The 17,882-nt window shown below is 45.7% G+C and carries 18 protein-coding genes and 1 pseudogene; 10 read left to right on the forward strand and 9 right to left on the reverse strand.

Annotated features, from left to right (window positions below):
* Nucleotides 1-199: hypothetical protein (locus tag BC351_RS43055; protein ID WP_208629714.1), on the forward strand; the 199-nt coding region annotated here is incomplete at its 5' end.
* Here BC351_RS43055 and BC351_RS31955 read toward each other — a convergent pair.
* Together BC351_RS31955 and BC351_RS31960 are read right to left on the reverse strand one after the other, a co-directional pair.
* The gene (locus BC351_RS31955) at nucleotides 167-1,489 is read right to left on the reverse strand and encodes an IS4 family transposase (RefSeq protein ID WP_079412048.1); all 1,323 of its coding nucleotides are present in this window, start codon (nucleotides 1,487-1,489) and stop codon (nucleotides 167-169) included. The two genes, BC351_RS43055 and BC351_RS31955, sit on opposite strands and share 33 nt — an antisense overlap.
* A gap of 638 nt (nucleotides 1,490-2,127) precedes the next feature.
* Nucleotides 2,128-2,685, reverse strand: a complete 558-nt coding sequence (locus BC351_RS31960) for a hypothetical protein (protein WP_079418696.1) — start codon at nucleotides 2,683-2,685, stop codon at nucleotides 2,128-2,130.
* A gap of 330 nt (nucleotides 2,686-3,015) precedes the next feature.
* Here BC351_RS31960 and BC351_RS31965 point away from each other — a divergent pair, with 330 nt between their 5' ends.
* Genes BC351_RS31965 through BC351_RS31985 form a run of 5 tightly spaced genes read left to right on the forward strand, consistent with a single transcriptional unit; the run spans nucleotide 3,016 to nucleotide 7,251 of the window.
* Nucleotides 3,016-3,681: a Crp/Fnr family transcriptional regulator gene (locus BC351_RS31965; RefSeq protein ID WP_158082302.1), complete on the forward strand. Its 666-nt coding sequence runs from the start codon at nucleotides 3,016-3,018 to the stop codon at nucleotides 3,679-3,681.
* Nucleotides 3,682-3,705: 24 nt separating this feature from the next.
* Nucleotides 3,706-4,545: an ABC transporter ATP-binding protein gene (locus tag BC351_RS31970; protein WP_079418700.1), complete on the forward strand. Its 840-nt coding sequence runs from the start codon at nucleotides 3,706-3,708 to the stop codon at nucleotides 4,543-4,545.
* Nucleotides 4,478-5,233: an ABC transporter permease gene (locus BC351_RS31975; RefSeq protein ID WP_079418702.1), complete on the forward strand. Its 756-nt coding sequence runs from the start codon at nucleotides 4,478-4,480 to the stop codon at nucleotides 5,231-5,233. Before BC351_RS31970 ends, BC351_RS31975 begins: the two co-directional genes overlap by 68 nt.
* 24 nt (nucleotides 5,234-5,257) lie before the next feature.
* The gene (locus BC351_RS31980) at nucleotides 5,258-6,292 is read left to right on the forward strand and encodes an ABC transporter substrate-binding protein (RefSeq protein WP_079418704.1); all 1,035 of its coding nucleotides are present in this window, start codon (nucleotides 5,258-5,260) and stop codon (nucleotides 6,290-6,292) included.
* 41 nt (nucleotides 6,293-6,333) lie between these two features.
* Nucleotides 6,334-7,251, forward strand: coding sequence for an MBL fold metallo-hydrolase (locus BC351_RS31985; RefSeq protein ID WP_079418706.1), 918 nt, complete (start codon nucleotides 6,334-6,336; stop codon nucleotides 7,249-7,251).
* On the opposite strand, the gene BC351_RS31990 is transcribed toward BC351_RS31985, so the two are convergent.
* Nucleotides 7,248-7,862 carry an SCO family protein gene (locus BC351_RS31990; RefSeq protein WP_244209246.1) on the reverse strand — a complete coding sequence of 205 codons (615 nt, stop codon included), beginning with the start codon at nucleotides 7,860-7,862 and terminating at the stop codon, nucleotides 7,248-7,250. The genes BC351_RS31985 and BC351_RS31990 overlap by 4 nt on opposite strands.
* Before the next feature lie 14 nt (nucleotides 7,863-7,876).
* Nucleotides 7,877-8,287, reverse strand: coding sequence for a FixH family protein (locus tag BC351_RS31995; RefSeq protein WP_079418710.1), 411 nt, complete (start codon nucleotides 8,285-8,287; stop codon nucleotides 7,877-7,879).
* Between the two features lie 224 nt (nucleotides 8,288-8,511).
* On the opposite strand from BC351_RS31995, the gene BC351_RS32000 reads away from it, so the two are divergent.
* Both BC351_RS32000 and BC351_RS32005 read left to right on the forward strand, forming a co-directional pair.
* The gene (locus BC351_RS32000; RefSeq protein ID WP_079418712.1) at nucleotides 8,512-9,171 is read left to right on the forward strand and encodes a response regulator; all 660 of its coding nucleotides are present in this window, start codon (nucleotides 8,512-8,514) and stop codon (nucleotides 9,169-9,171) included.
* 17 nt (nucleotides 9,172-9,188) lie between these two features.
* Nucleotides 9,189-9,566, forward strand: coding sequence for a c-type cytochrome (locus tag BC351_RS32005; protein ID WP_079418714.1), 378 nt, complete (start codon nucleotides 9,189-9,191; stop codon nucleotides 9,564-9,566).
* A 625-nt stretch (nucleotides 9,567-10,191) separates the two neighbouring features.
* Here BC351_RS32005 and BC351_RS32010 read toward each other — a convergent pair.
* The gene (locus BC351_RS32010; protein WP_158082303.1) at nucleotides 10,192-11,880 is read right to left on the reverse strand and encodes a DUF2339 domain-containing protein; all 1,689 of its coding nucleotides are present in this window, start codon (nucleotides 11,878-11,880) and stop codon (nucleotides 10,192-10,194) included.
* A gap of 157 nt (nucleotides 11,881-12,037) precedes the next feature.
* Between BC351_RS32010 and BC351_RS32015 the strand changes: the two genes are divergently transcribed.
* Entirely contained in the window at nucleotides 12,038-12,316 is a 279-nt protein-coding gene (locus tag BC351_RS32015) for a hypothetical protein (RefSeq protein ID WP_079418718.1), read from the forward strand.
* A 57-nt stretch (nucleotides 12,317-12,373) separates the two neighbouring features.
* On the opposite strand, the gene BC351_RS32020 is transcribed toward BC351_RS32015, so the two are convergent.
* The 4 genes from BC351_RS32020 to BC351_RS32035 form a co-directional block, all read right to left on the reverse strand.
* Nucleotides 12,374-13,249, reverse strand: coding sequence for a carbohydrate ABC transporter permease (locus BC351_RS32020; protein WP_079418720.1), 876 nt, complete (start codon nucleotides 13,247-13,249; stop codon nucleotides 12,374-12,376).
* A 16-nt stretch (nucleotides 13,250-13,265) separates the two neighbouring features.
* On the reverse strand, nucleotides 13,266-14,195 hold the full coding sequence (locus tag BC351_RS32025) for an ABC transporter permease (RefSeq protein WP_079418722.1): 930 nt from the start codon (nucleotides 14,193-14,195) through the stop codon (nucleotides 13,266-13,268).
* Nucleotides 14,196-14,267: 72 nt separating this feature from the next.
* Nucleotides 14,268-15,917, reverse strand: coding sequence for an extracellular solute-binding protein (locus BC351_RS32030; RefSeq protein ID WP_079418724.1), 1,650 nt, complete (start codon nucleotides 15,915-15,917; stop codon nucleotides 14,268-14,270).
* A 277-nt stretch (nucleotides 15,918-16,194) separates the two neighbouring features.
* Nucleotides 16,195-17,571: a hypothetical protein gene (locus BC351_RS32035; protein ID WP_079418726.1), complete on the reverse strand. Its 1,377-nt coding sequence runs from the start codon at nucleotides 17,569-17,571 to the stop codon at nucleotides 16,195-16,197.
* Nucleotides 17,572-17,660: 89 nt separating this feature from the next.
* Here BC351_RS32035 and BC351_RS44475 point away from each other — a divergent pair.
* Nucleotides 17,661-17,768: pseudogene (locus tag BC351_RS44475) on the forward strand (transposase); the annotation flags it as partial.
* Nucleotides 17,769-17,882 lie beyond the last annotated feature (114 nt).

Below are 17,882 nucleotides of genomic sequence, written 5' to 3' on the forward strand. Positions count from 1 at the left end.
CAATGTCATTAAGATAAGTTCAAAGACAAAATACGGAATAAAGATGAATCCGAAAACGGCATGGGAAAAATCCCTGTGCCGTTTGTTTTTTATGCAAACAAGGAAAAAAGCGCACAGCAAACAAACGGATGGAATATCCGCTAAAAAAATGGTCTTGTTAAACGATTTATGCTACTCTGTAGACGAAGCTAACAGCTGATTTATAGCGGATTTTGCGCGTATTCTGCTGTCCTGGGCGGATGGGTCGAATCGGCAAAATGTTTTTGTGAATCAACGCTTCAACATCGGGCGGGGGTTCATCATCTTTTGAACGCAGGAAATATCTACAAACGTGAACGGCAACCGTGAAGTTGACTTGGTAGTGGTGCCGTTTATCCATTTGGGAAATGACGACGTGTGAGGTCATCATTTCAGCGAAATTGTACATGATCATTCTTGCGAAAATCTCTTGGATGATGGACTCTTGTTTCTTTGCGTGAAAACTCGTCAATCCGACGGTGTATTTCAACGCTCTGAAAGAGGTTTCAATGCCCCATCGCATGTTATAAATGGACTCCAGTTCATCGGGTGGGAAATCTGCGGCAGAAAGATTCGTGATGACAGTTTCATAGGCGCCACTTGGCAGGACGAAACGAACAACCCGAAAGGAAATCGGGTAATACAAGTTTTCATGCAAATCCAAAAAATCAAATGTTGACTTGGAAGGGATGAACTTGTAAATCTCGGGATGAGCCTTGACCTCTTTGGTTTGTTTTTTTGTGAGTGTCAGATGAACTTCAATATCAAACGAACCGCTAGAGGGCAAACGCAAGCCCGAAAGAATACCATTGGAATCCAAATCCTTTACCCGTATGACGTAGTTCCATCCTTTGCGCTCAATATGCGCGAAATTGTTGTAACTTTCATAGCCTCGATCGGAAATAACAATGATTTTACCTTTGATGGGGGAACGATCAACCATAGCTGCAAGTGCTCTTCCCTCGCTACTCAATCTTCGCGGCTGAACAATGGCATCCACGTAAAGTCTGTTGCAGAGGTCATAGGCTGCGTTCAAATGCAAAAGGTTGTAGCCTTTCGTGTTCGGTTGACTTTGAAAATAGGTGTCCGTGTTGGCAGGGTCCGTTGCGATATGTAAATCCGAACCGTCAATCGCAAGTAATCGATACCCGTGGTAGTCTTTGATATCCGTATGCGATTGAGTAAATTCGTGAAACAGGAATTCCACAGCAGACGGCAGGATTTTATTCCTCTGCTGAACAAAAGCAGAAGTGGTTGCGGTGTTTACATCATAGCCCTGCGACTCCAAGAGTTCCTTATAGATGCTGTTACCGCCCATCGAGATCAGGAGTTGCATAACCGTTTCAAAGGGCAGCTTTTTCTTTCGGGTAAAATCTCTTTCGGGGTTTTTGACATATGGTGCGGGTAGCGCTGACATTTCTCGTATGAGAGATGTCAGCGTTTCTTTTAGCGAATTCGCGTACTCATTCATTGGCGTAACCTCCTCGTTTTTCAAGGGGCTTCGCCACACACTTTCAACTGCTTGTCAAGTTCTTTTTTTCTTTTTCATGCAAAAAAAGAGCGGGCTATCTTTTCAGATAACCTGCTCTTTTTTTGATTTTAACCCTGCGCCTTAACTTAATGACATTGGGCTGTTGCCGGATTCTTTTTTTAAAAGTTCTGTCATATAGATGATTAATTTGTCATCAAAAAGAAATATAGAATTCATCTCTAGTTAACAAAACTTTCGTATAATAAAACTCGACCCCCTTTAAAATAGAATTACTTTAAGACCCTCGGCCCGTTGCCGTGGGTCTCTTTTTGTGCAATGAGGACAAGGTGGCTGCCGGAGGGGCAAAAAAACCTCGCAAACCACTTAGCCAAGTGGAATTGGAGGCTCCTATGCACTTTATATGTCTGAAAGGGAACTGAGATCCGCTAAATGTGGATCAACAGAGGAAATCAGCAGTGAGAAGGAACTATGGTACGTTATTTGTTCAAAAAAACACGTTCCAAGGTGAAACGTAAGCAAATAGCGTACCGTAGTTCCGTTTGAACTGGAAATCAACCATTTTCAAGCAAATAACGTATCCTAGTTCCGTCTCACGCACAAAAGCTAGGTCGACTCGCTTATTTCTTCACTGCATCTGCAAGCACAAATTTGTCATTCACTTTTTTGGCTGTATAAGTAACGCCATCTTTGGTTGTAAAAGCAACCTGATCTTTGGTATTCGCGGCATCAAAAGTGATGTCTTGTTTCTGGGTGTTTAGCAAATTCCCAGGGAAGAACGGCGCTGTATTCGTGATGATAGCTCCATCTGCTTTTTGATCGGTCAAGTAATGGGTCGCTACTTTATCGGCCAATGCCGCATCGAAATAGCTGGACAGGAATTTTACGGCTTTCTCTTTGCTGTCCGCAGCTACGGGGTTAAGAATCAGCTTGCCGTCTTTGGACTTGGCTTCCGCGAAGAGGAAGTCGATTTTCTCTTGCGAGATTCTTGCAGCAATATAACCTTTCAAATTCAAAGCATCTTGACTCTCAGCCGTTGGCGTTGCTTGTGGCGCTGCCGTAGCGGCTGTTGTTGGTGCTGGGCTGGTTGCTGCTTGTTTCGGCTCGGAGGAGCATGCGGCTGCGGTTAGCATCATGGAAAGCAGGATCACGCCTGCTGTCGTTTTTTTCAATGTCATAAAAGTTGATCTCTCCTTGAATTCGTGTATTTATTTGTAAATATGACCAGATTTAGATGTATATATCAACTAGCAAGATTTGAATATATCGCATATGAGCATTGAAATCAATGATTTCAAAGAAAGTTCACATTCATGGAAAAGACTTCTGCATGTGCGGCAGAGGTCTATTTCTGATTCGATTTGCTGGAAACGTTGCAATTATTTTTTTGATTTTGTCGGGAATCCGACATTTTAACCTAGATTCATGTGATAATATATTTATAACACATCGGAATACTCGACATTAAATCATGTGATATGGGAATTAATAAAAAGGGGATTCATCCTATGGACCAATTCAATGAGCTTGCCGATTTGCAAGAGAAAGATCCAACCAAGGAAGTTATGATAGAGGCTTTCCGGAAACATGGGACGCTGCAAAGCTATAAAAAAAATGAGTTTGTTTTTCAAGAAAATGATCAGCCGAGCGGTGCCTATTATGTGGAAGCGGGCTTAATCAAAATCTCCCAATCCTCGGAAGAAGGGCAGGGCATCACGTTGTTTCTTCGCTATGAGGGGGAAATCTTCGGAAATGCGGAAATTTTGACCCACATCCCACGGAAACGATATGCCAGATGCTTGGTAGACAGCCAACTTATTACGCTCGATGCCCGCAAGTTTCTTGAGCTGGCTAAGGAAAACGCGGAGTTTGCCTACTCGCTTGCGGTTCTTGGCGCGCGGCGGCTTTTGCAGACGCAGCAAATGGTCGAAACCTTGATCTGCCGCCCTGTCGCATGGCGTTTGGCGTGGTTTCTCTTGCAGCTTGGCAAACCAACGGATCAAGGCTTGGAGATTCAAGTGCCGCTGAGCCATGAAGAAATCTCTTACGTCATCGGATGCAGCCGGCAAACCGTAACAGAAACGCTGAACAAGTGGCGAGAGCAAGCGCTCATTGATTACTCGAAAAAGAAAATCGTGATCCTTCGTCCGAATCAATTTTTCGCTAGTGTGTAGACATCGTCAGACAGGAGGTGACCCATGATTGCTATCAACAAAGTGAGCAAAAGGTATACTCAGCGGAAAGGAAGCACCTATACAGCTTTGGACGAAGTCTCTTTGACTATACAAAAAGGGGAGTTCGTTTCCATCGTTGGCCCATCCGGATGCGGCAAGTCAACGTTGCTGAATTTAATTGCCGGCTTCGAGCAGGCAAGCAGCGGAAGCATTGCGGTGAATGGTCAGAAGCTGACTGGACCCGGAGCCGATCGCATTGTTGTTTTCCAAGAGCACGGCTTGTTTCCGTGGTTGACGGTGCTGGATAACGTAGCCTTTGGCTTGAAGCAAAAGGGCTTAGCGAAGAAAGCTCGCTATGACCTCGCGCTGGAACAAATTAAAGCGGTGCATTTAAGTAAATTTGTAGATCGTTATCCTCATGAGCTCTCTGGGGGAATGAAACAAAGAGTAGCGATCGCCAGAGCGCTTGTGATGGATCCCGATATTCTTTTGATGGATGAGCCTTTTGCAGCTTTAGATGAGCAAACGCGGATCATTTTACTCAAGGATTTGGAAGAAATATGGCTGAAAACGGGGAAAACGATACTATTCATTACGCACAACATTCGCGAAGCCGTCATGTTATCGGATCGGGTTCTGGTTATGGCGACACAGCCCGGGAAAATCAAGAAGGAGTTTGCCGTGCAGGCGGCAAGACCTCATGAAATGGGCGATCCGCTGATACATGCGCTGGAGAACAAGATTATGGAAGCTCTGACCGACGAGCTCGAGAAGGTAGTCAGAGAGGAGCTTGGCTATGAATACAGCCTTAAGAAGAACGCTATTTCTACTTCTTCTGCTGATCATATGGGAGTTGGGATTTAGAATATTTCAGTGGGGCTGGAAATTCCCTTCACCGCTGCAAACAGTGGAAGCCTTCTATGATGGATTGACACAGGGTCATCTCCTCGGCGCGATAGGAGCGAGCCTTCGCCGCCTGCTCATATCCTTTGCGATTTCGATCGGCATTGGGACGATACTTGGCTATCTTTTCGCACGTTATCGGTATCTGGACGAGACTTTCGGCTTTGTGGTTGTTGCGCTTCAGACCGTTCCGAGCATTGCTTGGCTGCCATTTGCCATCATCTGGTTCGGGCTGAGCGATACGGCGGTTATCTTCATAACGACGATTGGCGCAACTTGGACGATGTCGATGGCCAGCCGAACGGGGATCATGAATATTTCGCCGATTCACCTGCGGGCAGCGCAAATGCTGGGAACAGGCAGCGGCTACCGGTTATTTTTTCAAGTGCAGCTGCCGGCGGCATTTCCGCATTGGATCACGGGCATCCGTGTCGCCTGGGCTTTCGCTTGGCGGGCCCTTGTCGCCGGAGAGCTAATCGCCAAAGGCGTCGGCTTGGGGCAGATGCTTCAGGATGGACGCGGTTTAGGAGACACGGCTACGATTCTATGTGTTGTCATTATTATTGCGGTCATTGGGACGATTTCAGACCATTTTTGCTTTAAACAGCTGGAGGATCGTATTGTTCTTCGCTTTCAGTTAAAGAAATAATAGGTTATTTAAGGGGGATTTTAGATGAAAAGATGGGGTTGGGTCATGAGTTTGGCCATCATCAGCGGATTGGTTCTATCGGCATGCGGACAAAGCAAAGAAGCTGCGGTATCTACTAGTGCGGCCAATATAACTGTGAAAATCGGGATTTTGAAAAATGTGACGCATGCGCCAGGGTTTATCGCGTTGCAAAATAACTACTTCCAGCAAGCCTTTGGTCCAAATGCCAAAATAGAAGTTACCTCTTTTGATAATGGGGCTGATTTTGCAACGGCGATGGCTACGGATCAGCTTGATCTTGGGTACGTAGGTCCGGGTCCGGTTATCAATCAATATTTGAAAAGCAAAAATATCCGAGTGATTTCTGGTGTGAACAACGGCGGAGCTGTTCTGGTCGCGAGGAAGGATGCAGGCATCCGAACCGTGAAGGACCTCGTCGGCAAAACGGTTGCTGTTGCGGCTAAAGGCGGAACCCCGGATCTCTCGCTTCGTTCGCTGCTTCAGCAAGAAGGCTTGAAGGTTTCCACCGATGCCTCCGGCGTGCAAATTGTAACACGTGCTCCCGCAGACACCTTGGTGGCGATTCGGCAGAAAGAAGTGGATGCTACTTTAATTGCCGAGCCGTGGGGCACGCAAATCATTCAAGAAGGAACGGGAACGATTCTAGTGGATTGGAATAAAATCCCGCCGAAGGATGGCAATTATCCGCTAACCATTCTCGTTGCCAATGATAAATTTCTGAAAGATCATCGTGATTTGGCGAAGAAGGCTGTGAAAGCCAACAAGCAAGGCATTGATTTCATTCAGCAAAATCCGGACAAAGCCTATGAATTAATCAGCAGCGAATTGAAGGTTCTGACAGGCAAAGGAATGGAGCCTGCGCTGATCAAAGCGGCAATCGATCATTTGAAGCTTACCCAGGATATCACGTTGGCAGATATTAATGAGCAGGCGAAGATCTCTTATGATGCCGGCTATCTGAAAGTAAAAGCGGAGGAACTGGATTTCAGCAAATTTTTGGACACCTCGCTCTTGGATGAACTGAAGAAAGAAAAATAAAGCAAGACAAATAATTGTTCTGAACGAAGGAGGCTTTTCCCTTGTATTTACAACCACAAGAAAACCTTTTGCCTGATTTCCATGAGCAGATCAAAGCCGTGATACTTGGCACGGGTACACCAAGAGCCTTTTATGGAAGGGCCAAAGCAGGCGTCGCGATTCTTGCCGGAGATAAGACCTTTCTCTTCGATTGCGGCGGTGCGACGGTGGATCAATTGATTAAAGCGGGGATCATGCCACAGCGTATTTCTGACGTATTTTTCACCCATCATCATAGTGATCATAATTCCGGGTTTTTCGATGTATTTATTACAAGCTGGCGTACGCATGTTATTGCGGATCGCGTTTTTGAGGGGCGTAAAGGACCTATGAACGTATATGGTCCCCAAACGACGGAAGCGATTATAGGTAAAATGAGGGATTCCTTCGACTTCGATGTGAACCTTCGAGTGAATTACAATTTCTCCGCCGAAGACGGGCAGGATATTGTCTATCACGAAAGCAATGAGGGCATCGTATATGAGCGGGACGGCGTGAAAATAACGGCTTTCGAAGTGGATCATCGACCTGTATATCCTGCCATCGCGTATAAAATTGAATACAACGGCAAGTCCGTTGTTATTTCAGGAGATACCATCCCGGTTGAGAATATGGTCACACATAGCCGTGGCATTGATTTGCTGATCCATGAATCTTACAACAAGTCATGGCTCGACACACTGATTGCCAAGTTCCCAGAGCAAAAGGTCGGTCTCTCCAATCCGGCCAAGTATCACTCGACCACGCTGGAGGTAGCCGAGATAGCCCGGAAGGCTGGCGTCGCGCATCTGGTGCTGACTCACCATATCCCGGCCCCAGCAGCGAATGAAGAGGCAGAGGGGGCTTACATCGAAGGGATGAGTGACATCTACAAAGGTCCGATCACCATGGCCAGAGATTTAATGGCGTTTGATCTTTAACGCAGAAGCTGGCGGATAGATTTCTCAATCGTTTCGTTATCCATGCTTGCCCCCATTTCAAATATGCTGCGGATATATCCGTTCTGATCAATCAGAAACAAGGATTTGATCGAATGAGCAAATTGCCCATCCTTTTGCTTAACAGCCATGATGCCATAATCATTGGTGGTTTGCAGAACCTGCTGCTCGCTTCCTCTGAGCAATTGCCATCCAGCTCCCTGATCAATGCCCAGCGCCTTAGCATATTTCTCCAGAGCTTCCGGTGTATCGCGCAGCGGGTCGAAAGTGATGCTTAGAAATTCAACCTTATCTCCGAATATCTTTTTTTCCTTGAGGTTATTTTGCATCAAAACCATGTTGGAAGTCGTCGCCGGGCAAATATCCACGCAATTGCCGAAAAAGAACTCTACGATCCTTACTTTTCCGCTGGAATCGCTTAATTGAACCGGCTCCCCCTTTAAGTTCTGGAGTGTGAACTCCGGAGCTTTTTTGATCATGGGCAGCGCTGTATCTTGCCGATACCATAGGACCAAGAATAGACCTACAAGAGCAAGTAAGGCGACAGCTGCGTAACGATAAACCATTTTTTTGGTATGTGTTTGTACGGACACCTTCATTAACCCCCTTAATTACCTGAAATCTGGAATTGCTTGTTGGGCATTGCATGGAAGCCAGATGCCGTTGTATGAGCAGTCACATTGTAGGTGCCGGCTGTTGGGAACTTCTTTTCTACCACATACACGCCTGCTTCTTTTTTGGCTGCCTTGACCTTGATATGCTCGCTGGTCTGGTCTTCTTTCCATATTTCAAAAGTTATGTCACTTACCTTTTTGACCCTCTTTCCATCCTGTGAAATGGTAGCTTGCAGCGTCACACATTCGTCGGTTTTTGGTAATTCAGGATTTACTTGCAGATCGACGTCGATCATTTTCATATCGTTAGGATTCATTGCCATGTCATCCATACTGGAGCTTTGGCATGCCGTCAATAGCAAGAGTCCCGCTAGAACAAGCCCTGCTGATGCTTTCTTCATCATGTCCTCCCTTTCATTTTTCCTTTTTACTTGTCTCTCTGGTTGCCATTATACCTGCTTGGATGAAAGATGCCATGACTAGAAAGGGCTATTTCATGCACCGATGTCGAAGAGATGTCACGAAATGCACCCCAAATAAAGCAATAATAGCTCTTCTGAGTCATTTTGAAATCTGAATTATTGCGTATAGTTAGAAGGGAGTTGAGTTTTAATAAGGAGGCCGACGGATGAGCCAGCCCTTCCGTATTCTGATTGTTGATGACCACTCCCATGCCCGGGAAGGCATTCGATCCATTTTGAAAAAAGACCCCTCGTTTGAGATTGTGGCAGAAGGCAAGAACGGTGTAGAAGCGATGATCCTTATGGAGGAATGGATGCCTGATTTAATTTTGATGGACATCCATATGCCCAAAATGGACGGTTTGGAAGCAACCAAACAAATTAAAGAGAAGTATCCGTATGTGAAAATCGTGATGATCACGGTGTCCGACGATATTACCAACTTGTTCGAGGCGATTAAGAAAGGCGCGCAAGGCTACCTTCTCAAAAATCTAAGCGCAGATTCCTGGCATGAATATTTAAAAGCTGTTGCTGTGGACGAGGCGCCCATGTCCCGTGAGCTGGCTTTGCGGTTTCTTCAGGAATTCTCGCACAAAGAGAAGCAGGCTGTGCCTGTGAACACATCGATCACGGCAAGGGAAAATGAGATTTTGAAATGGGTGGCAAGCGGCAAGTCCAATCGCGAAATTTCTGAAGGGTTGTCGATTTCGGAGCATACCGTGAAAAATCACTTGAAAAATATGATGCAGAAGCTAAGCATGGACAATCGGGTTCAGCTTACCCGTTATGTGTATGAGCAGGGATGGATGTCAGATAGATCTAGATAGGAGCTGTATGGGGCTGTATGAGTATGAGTATGAGTATGAAAATGAAACTGAAACTGAATGGGGCAGCAGGTTTGTTGATTCTGCTTTTAGCGTTGTTATCTGGGTGCGGGACTGCAACCCAGGCGCCTAAGCCGGGAGGAGATCAAGCAGCTTCAAGCCCTGCGATAAGTGCAAACAAGCCTGAAGCGTTGTACAAGAGCAATTGCATGACCTGCCATGGCAGCAATTTGCAAGGAAAAATTGGACCTTCGCTGGCAAAGGTTGGCGGAATAAGAAGCCAAGAGCAGATTGCGGACAAGATTCAGAATGGGAAAGGCGGCATGCCTGCCTTTAAATCCATTTTGCAGGAAGAGGACATAAAGAGCTTATCCGAATGGCTGGCTGACAAGAAATAGTATTCGTACGATTCAAAGGCTGAAATTCATCCAAAATGGACAGTAGAAGCTCAGGTGTGGATTGCGAAACCGTGACTAGTATGGCAGAGTGGGCGGTGGATGACCAGAGCGGATTGCGAAACCGTGGCTAGTATGGCAGAGTGAGCGGTGGATGACCAGAGCAGATTGCAAAACCGTGACTAGTATGACGAAAAGGAACTGTGGTCCGCTAATTGGCGGAGAACGGGGTAAAAACAGCATGAGAAGGAACTATGGTACGCTAATTGGCGGAGAACAGGGTAAATGCAGCATGAGAAGGAACTGTGTCCGCTAATAGGCGGAGAACGGGGTAAAAGTAGCATGAGAAGGAACTGTGGTCCGCTAATTGGCGGAGAACAGGGTAAAAACAGCATGAGAGGGAACTATGGTACGCTATTTCGGCGAAAAGCGGTGATTCCGAGTAGGAAATGCTGAATTAGCGGATCATAGTTCCCTTTGGCGTGAGATTAGGCGGTTTTCAGCCATATAGCGGATCACAGTTCCCTTTGGGACTAGGTAATGGCACCGTAAGTGGTGGATGACCAAGATGAGCCTCCCCAAAAGGGAGGCTCAGCGGTGTGTCGTCTATTTAGCGTCTTCACCTGCCCTACTCTTTGCGCCTATAAAACAACCGCGAGATCCCAACCCCGATAGCTCCAAGTCCGATAAACAGAACAGCACGGATCGCTGTAGATACATCAGGCAGGTCGATGAAGATGATTTTGAGTAAAGTAATGAATAAGAAAATGATGCCGACCAGTCGGGCCTTGGGCTTGTGAATCAGATGACCTATGACGATGAGGAGTATCGCATAAACAGCCCAAACCGCGGAAAGGACCGAATGCTGGTAGTCAAAATCAAGTGAGCGAGTTAGCGCATTCGTCAACTGTGTGAGATAAACAAGTAGAAGGACTAACGCCAACCATACGAGCGACAGGCTGAGTTGAACCCGGACAAGTCCTTGCTGAACTTTGAAGCGGAAGTAAGCGTACATGCCAAAGATAGAGGCTACAAGGATAAGCCACGCCAAAGATTCCTCGGACAATACGTCATGCAAGGGATGAGCGAATACAAACAGCATGCCGATGAAAAAGGTAACCGCACCGCTGATTTGCTGCAGCTTGCTTTGGAAGGCGACCCCGAGGCATAACGCCAATGCGCCTTCGACCACAATAGCGGAGCCTGCTTCATTCCCATGAAGCACATAAATGATCCAGTGCAGAGCGCTGAACGTTGCGATGGATGCCTGCGCGGAAAAGGTATTCTTTTGCCGATGAAGCCAGAAAGATGTACTGCCATAAAGCAAGAACCCAATGACCAGCAGCCATTCATAGACACTACTATGGTTAGAGCTGCCGTAAAGCCCGTATGACCAGGCGGCAAGCAAGCCGAAACTTAAAAACAGCAGGATTCGCTGCCCAATTCGCGGTTCCTTGGCGCGGACTACGGAGATCGTAAAGATCAGCAAATGCTGCAGGATAACGATCGTTAGAAGGGCTGCCCGGTCATTGGTGCCATAGTCAAATAGGGCAACAATCAGCAATGGAAGATGCAGAACCCAAAAGGCGGTAAAATAAGCGCCCCGAAACGAGTAGCGTAACGACAACACCATCATTGACATCGAAAATAATCCCTCATAGCCAGCGAAAACCCATATATGGGGGTTGATGGAGTCAACGAGGAAGGGAACCAGATACCCGGCAAGCAGGGTGATGATCATGAGTGCTTGTGAGCGATGGCGAACAGCAGAGTAGACGCTAAGCGCAATTGTGATAATGTACAAAATAAAAGCCCAGCTTGATGGAATCAGTTCGTAAAGCATATGAGCGGCGAACAAGGATAAAATCAGAACCCCCATGGCTCCGCCTAGGAGTACTTGCCCGAGCGCGGCATGCTTATGGCGAATTTGCTTTTCTCCTTGCCAGATCATGAAGCATGCTGCTGCAGCGCCGAGCATACAACGCACAGGTTCTGTAAGGATGCCAGCACTAACAGCTGCAGTGAAACCCCAGAGGACGCCTAGCAGAAAGACGACGATGAAGATGCGTGGCAGCCATACACGGGCAATCAAATGCTCCCAATCTCTAGGAGGCATGGTTTTCTCAACCGGTGGGCGAGCCTCCTGTGGAGGGGGTTGTATGTCCGGCGGTATTGGTTCTGAAAGTGGCGGTGTTCGTTCAGCTTGATTTGGCTCCGATGTGGTGTGGTGCGGTTGATTTCGGAGCAGCTCGCCTACTTGTCGTTCGAGTTCCTTTACTTTCTTTTCCAACTCAGCAACACGTGATGTTAATTCCATAAAGCCTCCTTCTGCCATTGCTTGATATAAGGAATGTTTTTCCATTAGCTCTATGTTAACATGACTTGCTTCCTTGGTGGGAGGAATATGAGAAATAGACAAGAAGGACAACTATGCTACAATAGGCTTAAAGAAGATGAGGAGTTGACCTGAGTACATGAGTGGGCAAGTAAACGAGCAAGAGCTTTTACAATTTATTGTTGCGAAAGTGAAGTTAGACCCGAAGCAAGTTCAACTGGTTTTGAAATACGAAAAAGCATTTATTGCCAAGGCTGAGGCAAGTGCCAAGGGACAAGCGGATATCGACAGCGATGAGCTGATTGATCATATTTTGAGCAGACCTGATGTGAAATTGACGGAACTTGATGTCGATACGATTCTGGAAGTAGAGATGGATTATTTAATGAAAAATGGCTTTGCCGGCTATATCGATTAAGTTGATGCCAAAAAACCTCCAAAACCACTACTCAAGTGGGAATGGAGGTTTTTCAGTTTATCCTTTCACAGCGCCAATCATGACGCCTTTGACGAAATACTTTTGCACGAACGGGTACAAGATCAAGATCGGCACGGAAGCTACCATTATGGTCGCATATTTCAGCGTTTCCCCGATCTGGAATTGCTCGGCTGCATTCGCGCCTGCGGACATGCCGTCCGTATTGTTGGCAATCAGAATTTCGCGCAGCGTAAGCTGGAGCGGGTAGAGCTCGCGATTCCGCAAGAAGATGGAAGCATAGAACCAGCCATTCCATTTCTCCACAGCATAATACAGAATCATCACGGCAATGACAGGCATGGAAAGGGGGATAATAATTCGAAACAGAATGACCAAGTGGTTGGCGCCATCTATTTTGGCAGATTCCTCCAAGCTTTCGGGAACGGCCATGAATGCGGTACGCATAATGATCAGATTGAAAGTGTTAATGGTAAAAGGAAAGATGGTCGCCCAGAGGGAGTCCAGCAAGCCGACGCCTTTGACCACGAGATAGAGCGGAATCAGTCCCCCGCTGAAGAACATCGTCAAGACGACCATGAAGATAAAGACGCGGTTCCACATCACATTTTTACGTGAAAGCACATAAGCACCCAAGGACGTGACAACCAGATTCGTGATGACGCCAAATACGAGAATAAAAAGTGTATTCCGATAGCCTTTCAGAATGGCGGGGTTGTGAAACACGCTTTTGTAAGCTTCCAAACTAAAGCCCAGTGGCTTGAATAGAAATCCTTTGTGCGTAATCAAGAGGCTGCCGTCACTAAGTGAGGCGAAGGTGACATATAGGAGCGGGTACAAGGTAATGACGACGAGCAGCAGCAGTAAGATATGAATAATCGTAACGAATAATTTGTCGGATGGACTTGTTCTCACTTCAGCACCTCCTCTCCTACCATAAACTGTTTTCGCTGACGCGTTTGCTTATTTTATTAGCCGTAACGAGCAAGGCAAGATTAATAACCGAGTTGAACAAGCCAACTGCCGAGCTGTAGCTCCACCCGAATTCAAGCAGCCCTTTCCGATAGACAAAGGAGGAGATGACATCTGCGGTATCATAGGTGCTGGGATTATAGAGCAGAATAATTTTCTCGAAGCCCACGTTTAATAAATTTCCCATCCGCAGGATGAACATGATCGCAATCGTAGGCAAAATGCCGGGCAATGTGATATGCCAAATCTGTTTCCACCTGTTGGCGCCGTCAATTTTGGACGCTTCATATTGCTCCTGATCGATACTCATCAAGGCAGCAAGATAAATAATGGATTCCCACCCGATCTTCTGCCAAATCTCAGATAAAATATAGATCGTACGGAACATTTCCGGCTTTTGCAGCATGGCTGTATCATTAAAACCGACATGTGTGAGCAGGTTGTTGATCAAACCGCCGCTGTTCGTGAAGTCCTTCACCATCCCGGCAATGACGATAAGCGAAATGAAATAAGGCATGTAGGTAACCGTTTGAACGAAACGCTGAAACTTTTTATTGGCAAGCTCATTAATCATAATGGCCAAAATAATCGGCGCAGGGAATTCAAAGCATAGCGAGTAAAGGGAGATAATGACGGTATTCTTGAGAATTCGCCAGAAATAGTAGCTGCCAAAAAATTCCTGGAAATGCTGGAGGCCAACCCATTCGCTGCCTAGAATACCCTTGTTAGGCGTATATTCTTTAAAGGCGATCAGTGCCCCGTACATGGGTGCATAATGGAAGATCAAGTAATAAGCCACTACAGGAACCATCATCAAATATAAATATTTATTCAGCAAAAAATCGCGCCTAAAGCGTGTCGGGAAGGTAGCTTCAGTTCCTTTACGCATATAATCTCTCCTTTCGCCGCTTCGGTTTCTTCCTAAATAGGGAGAGCGGACGCCCTCCCCATGCCATATTCGTTATCTTTTGTTATAACGATCCAGTGAAGCCTTCTTAATTTCGAGCGCTCGGCTTAACTTCACGGATTTAAATTTTTCTAAGTATTTATCAAAACTGTCGACCGATTCTGTGCCTAAAATGATTTTGAGTGTCATCTCATCCACTAAAGTATTGATATCGGTCATAATCTTGGCAAGCTCCGTACTTTCTTCCGGTGTAGCTGTAATTGGAGGCAGCTTGTGCTTATCCACGTCCGTCTTCTGCCAAGTCGACACGGCATCCCGCTGTGTTTGCAAAGCTAAATACTGCTCGATATAGCGTTTATCCTGGACGAAAGGACCGTTGTAATTTCCACGGATATAGAGAGACAAGGCTTGAGCCGGTGCGAGCTTATCCGGATTTTTCATGAGCAGATCGGTGTATTTCGGATAGCCGTTTTCCATTTTGTAAGAAACGCCTTCGGTGCCGAAGTTGAAGTACATATGCCCTTCATCCGAATAGCCGTAGTCCAGCAGCTTTGTTGCTGTATCAATGTTTTTGGAAGAGGTAGTGATCGCGACGGAACCGCCTGGAGCGTTAGCCGGGTCCTTCTGACTGTACATGGCGATATCGCCTTTTTTCAGAACCGGATACGGAGCTCCGATCAACACCGCTTTAGGATCTTTGGCTACAACAAGCGGCTGCCACTTCCCGATGCCACCGCCGGCATTCTGAACAGTAACGCCTGTTGCTCCAGAGGCGATATTGGCATCCAAAGCTTTGCTGTCCGCTGTCGCGAAATTTTTATCAATAAGACCTTCTTCGTACCATTTGTGGAAAGTAGCGAGGAAGTCTTTGTAGCCTTTTTCAGCAGGTCCAAATTTAATCGTGCCGTTATCAATGAAGAAATCACGCGTCACTCCAAAAGCGCTGGCAAAGGCGCCGTTGGCAAGCTCATTAAAGGGTCTTGGAACGCTTACAACGGAGAAGCCAGCCGTCGCTCCTTTTTTCTCCTTGAAAGCTTTGAGCGTTGTATACCAATCATCAATGGTCTCAGGAACGGGAAGGCCAAGCTCATCCAGCCAATCCTTGCGAACAATAGGGCCTTGGAACACACGGAGATAGTCATCGCCACGGATGAAAGGAAACGCATAATAACTGCCGTTATCTGTCTTTACTTGTTTATCTACTTCAGGATGTTCTTTGAGGAATTTCTTGAGGTTTGGTGCAAATTTATCAATCGTATCATTTAATTTCAGAATATAGCCGTCTTTGATCGCTTTCTCCGGCCCGCCTGGGAAGGCGCTTTGCCAATCAAATTCAATCATATCCGGCAAGTCGCCGGATGCGAGCATGACGTTAAGTGCTTGAGCTGCTTGGTTCGTTGGAGGCGCGATGAACTTTAAATTCACGCCGGTTTTCTTCTGCCAGTCCTGAAAAAAAGGAATATCCGTATGAGCTGATTTCACACCAACCACATTGCCTGTGAGCTCTCCCCAATACGTTAAGGTTTTGTCTGATTTGATCGGATAAGTGACAGCTGCACTTGGCGCTGTTGTTCCACCGGAGGTAGCTTTGGGACTAGCAGTATTGACAGCTGTTGGGGGATTAGATGTACAAGCGACCGTTAAGCTTCCCATTAAGGATGTTGCCACCAGCACTGTGAACATGTTTCTTTTGTTCTTTTTCATACGTTGACCTCCTAAGAGTTTTCGTTGGGGTAGGGTGCTTGATGTCTTACCTCAACTATATGGTAACGCTTACAATTTCACTATCTGCAAAATATCCAATTACCTCGTGATTTCTGTTTCTATGTTATACAAAATATCCAATTTCGTCTTGAAAAAGGCCAATTGTAGCGCGTGAAATCACGCTATTTGGCTCATTTCGAAGAGGGCTGTCTCAAAAAGTCTGGTAGAGGGAAGACCGGATTTATACAATCTGTTGCTCGCTATTTGAACAACATTTTTAATGTATAGTCAATAGATGCCAAGTTTGATTTGTATTCACTAAATGTATGCTATTGCCCTTATTCACGAGATAAGTATTTCCTTTCGCATCCATGTAGGCAGAATTGGAGGAGAGATCCGTTAGTTTTTGGATTGAGAAATTCGTGTCTACGGAATAAAACCCGTCAGTTTCTTTAGCTATATTTGTTCCAAATCGGTTGTTAAATGATTTTACGATGATTTTCTTTTCCTGAAGTGAGACAATTTCAACGTCGAGACTATTGAATTTCACATTGAGACCATGAACTTCCCCACTCGATTCAATGAGCCCGATTTGCGATCGTGGATTCGTGGGTTTGGACAAATTAATATCAGCATCACTAACAAGCCAAACTGAACGATCGGATGTTATGATGAAACGAGTTGGCCGTTGCGTTAACCCAGGCACGATTTTGGCCGTATGGTCTTTTAGCACATAGGTGTAATATATGGGGAGTGTGGTCCACCACTTTTCTGGATCGCTGTCATCTTTTTTGGCTCCCACTACAACAAGATCTACATCGTCGGCAATTTTGGTCACAAAACCTACTGGATCGTTACTTACAGACTTTACAGCAGCAAGGTCCATAATGTCAGTACCTCGATAACGAATCGTATTGCCCACCCGTTCGAAATGTTCGTTCATTTCACCTTCCAAGGAAATGACCGTAGCTCTACTGGAATTGAGAGCTGCACGTTTAATTGATTCGGCTTCACTATTATCTACTGTAATCGGATCACTCTGCAGGTCCTTGGCAATTTTTAAAATAGTCGAATTCGTTGTATCCAGGTAGAGATAGGAATCATCTTCATACAATATATTGTTTAGAATTTGTTTCTTATCAGTTTCAATTCGAAGTCCTTCTGTGCTGTTCCATTGCGTTTCCCACCCAAATTCGTCATGAACGAATCTCCAGGTCAATGGGAAGTAAGTAATATCTTTATACACCAATATAGGATAAGGTTCATTAGCGTTGTCGATGGGCTTACCGTTTACTGTGATAGGGAAAGTGGGCATAGCTGCATTTTGTAATTGTTCAACTTGAGAAGCAGTCTCCGGTTTGACCGCAATCCCTTTTGGAGGTAATTTGGTAATCGCAAGACCGGTTTCTTGGCTCCAGTAAACTTGCAGTGCAAGTGATTGGCTATAATCCCACGTCATTGGAACATAAGTGATGTCCTTAAAAAGCAATAGGGGGTATTGTGCAGTTTGGTTGTCAATGGTAACGCCATTAAATTGAACCGGAAAGGGGGCCTTTGTAACAGGAAAGGAACTTGTCGCGGCTGCAATTGTTGTAGATATCAATGTTAAACTACCAGTCATAGCTAGGGCGATGACTTTCATCATAATTCTCATTTTGTTTCCTCCTAATAATCCTTGTATACTATAGACGAAAAATGATATGGAATAGTTTAAATTTAATGGGATATAATTACAATATTTTCATGAAAAACAACCGTGGTTTTAAAAAGTTTCTGCTTCGAGGCTTATCAAAAGTAAGTTTGGAGGTCGGGTGGCTTTCCCTTGCCCACAATCTGCTCAAGAAAGCAGCAGTGGGTGCCAAAAACAAAGAAGCTAAGCAGATACAAGCTACAAGCCGCTTAGCTCCTTTTTCATTCAAATATTACCTTTTCCAACGATTGAGCCTGTTCTGACTATTGATAATA

Origin of the sequence: Paenibacillus ferrarius (assembly GCF_002027705.1) — a bacterium.
Taxonomy (GTDB): domain Bacteria; phylum Bacillota; class Bacilli; order Paenibacillales; family NBRC-103111; genus Paenibacillus_E; species Paenibacillus_E ferrarius.

What these genes read in the sequence shown, in the direction of transcription:
- BC351_RS31955 (WP_079412048.1), bottom strand. Translation starts at nt 1,489, where the DNA reads ATGAATGAGTACGCGAATTCGCTAAAAGAAACGCTGACATCTCTCATA.
- BC351_RS31960 (WP_079418696.1), bottom strand. Translation starts at nt 2,685, where the DNA reads ATGACATTGAAAAAAACGACAGCAGGCGTGATCCTGCTTTCCATGATG.
- BC351_RS31965 (WP_158082302.1), top strand. Translation starts at nt 3,016, where the DNA reads ATGGACCAATTCAATGAGCTTGCCGATTTGCAAGAGAAAGATCCAACC.
- BC351_RS31970 (WP_079418700.1), top strand. Translation starts at nt 3,706, where the DNA reads ATGATTGCTATCAACAAAGTGAGCAAAAGGTATACTCAGCGGAAAGGA.
- BC351_RS31975 (WP_079418702.1), top strand. Translation starts at nt 4,478, where the DNA reads ATGAATACAGCCTTAAGAAGAACGCTATTTCTACTTCTTCTGCTGATC.
- BC351_RS31980 (WP_079418704.1), top strand. Translation starts at nt 5,258, where the DNA reads ATGAAAAGATGGGGTTGGGTCATGAGTTTGGCCATCATCAGCGGATTG.
- BC351_RS31995 (WP_079418710.1), bottom strand. Translation starts at nt 8,287, where the DNA reads ATGATGAAGAAAGCATCAGCAGGGCTTGTTCTAGCGGGACTCTTGCTA.
- BC351_RS32000 (WP_079418712.1), top strand. Translation starts at nt 8,512, where the DNA reads ATGAGCCAGCCCTTCCGTATTCTGATTGTTGATGACCACTCCCATGCC.
- BC351_RS32005 (WP_079418714.1), top strand. Translation starts at nt 9,189, where the DNA reads ATGAGTATGAGTATGAGTATGAAAATGAAACTGAAACTGAATGGGGCA.
- BC351_RS32010 (WP_158082303.1), bottom strand. Translation starts at nt 11,880, where the DNA reads ATGGAATTAACATCACGTGTTGCTGAGTTGGAAAAGAAAGTAAAGGAA.
- BC351_RS32015 (WP_079418718.1), top strand. Translation starts at nt 12,038, where the DNA reads ATGAGTGGGCAAGTAAACGAGCAAGAGCTTTTACAATTTATTGTTGCG.
- BC351_RS32025 (WP_079418722.1), bottom strand. Translation starts at nt 14,195, where the DNA reads ATGCGTAAAGGAACTGAAGCTACCTTCCCGACACGCTTTAGGCGCGAT.
- BC351_RS32030 (WP_079418724.1), bottom strand. Translation starts at nt 15,917, where the DNA reads ATGAAAAAGAACAAAAGAAACATGTTCACAGTGCTGGTGGCAACATCC.
- BC351_RS32035 (WP_079418726.1), bottom strand. Translation starts at nt 17,571, where the DNA reads ATGAGAATTATGATGAAAGTCATCGCCCTAGCTATGACTGGTAGTTTA.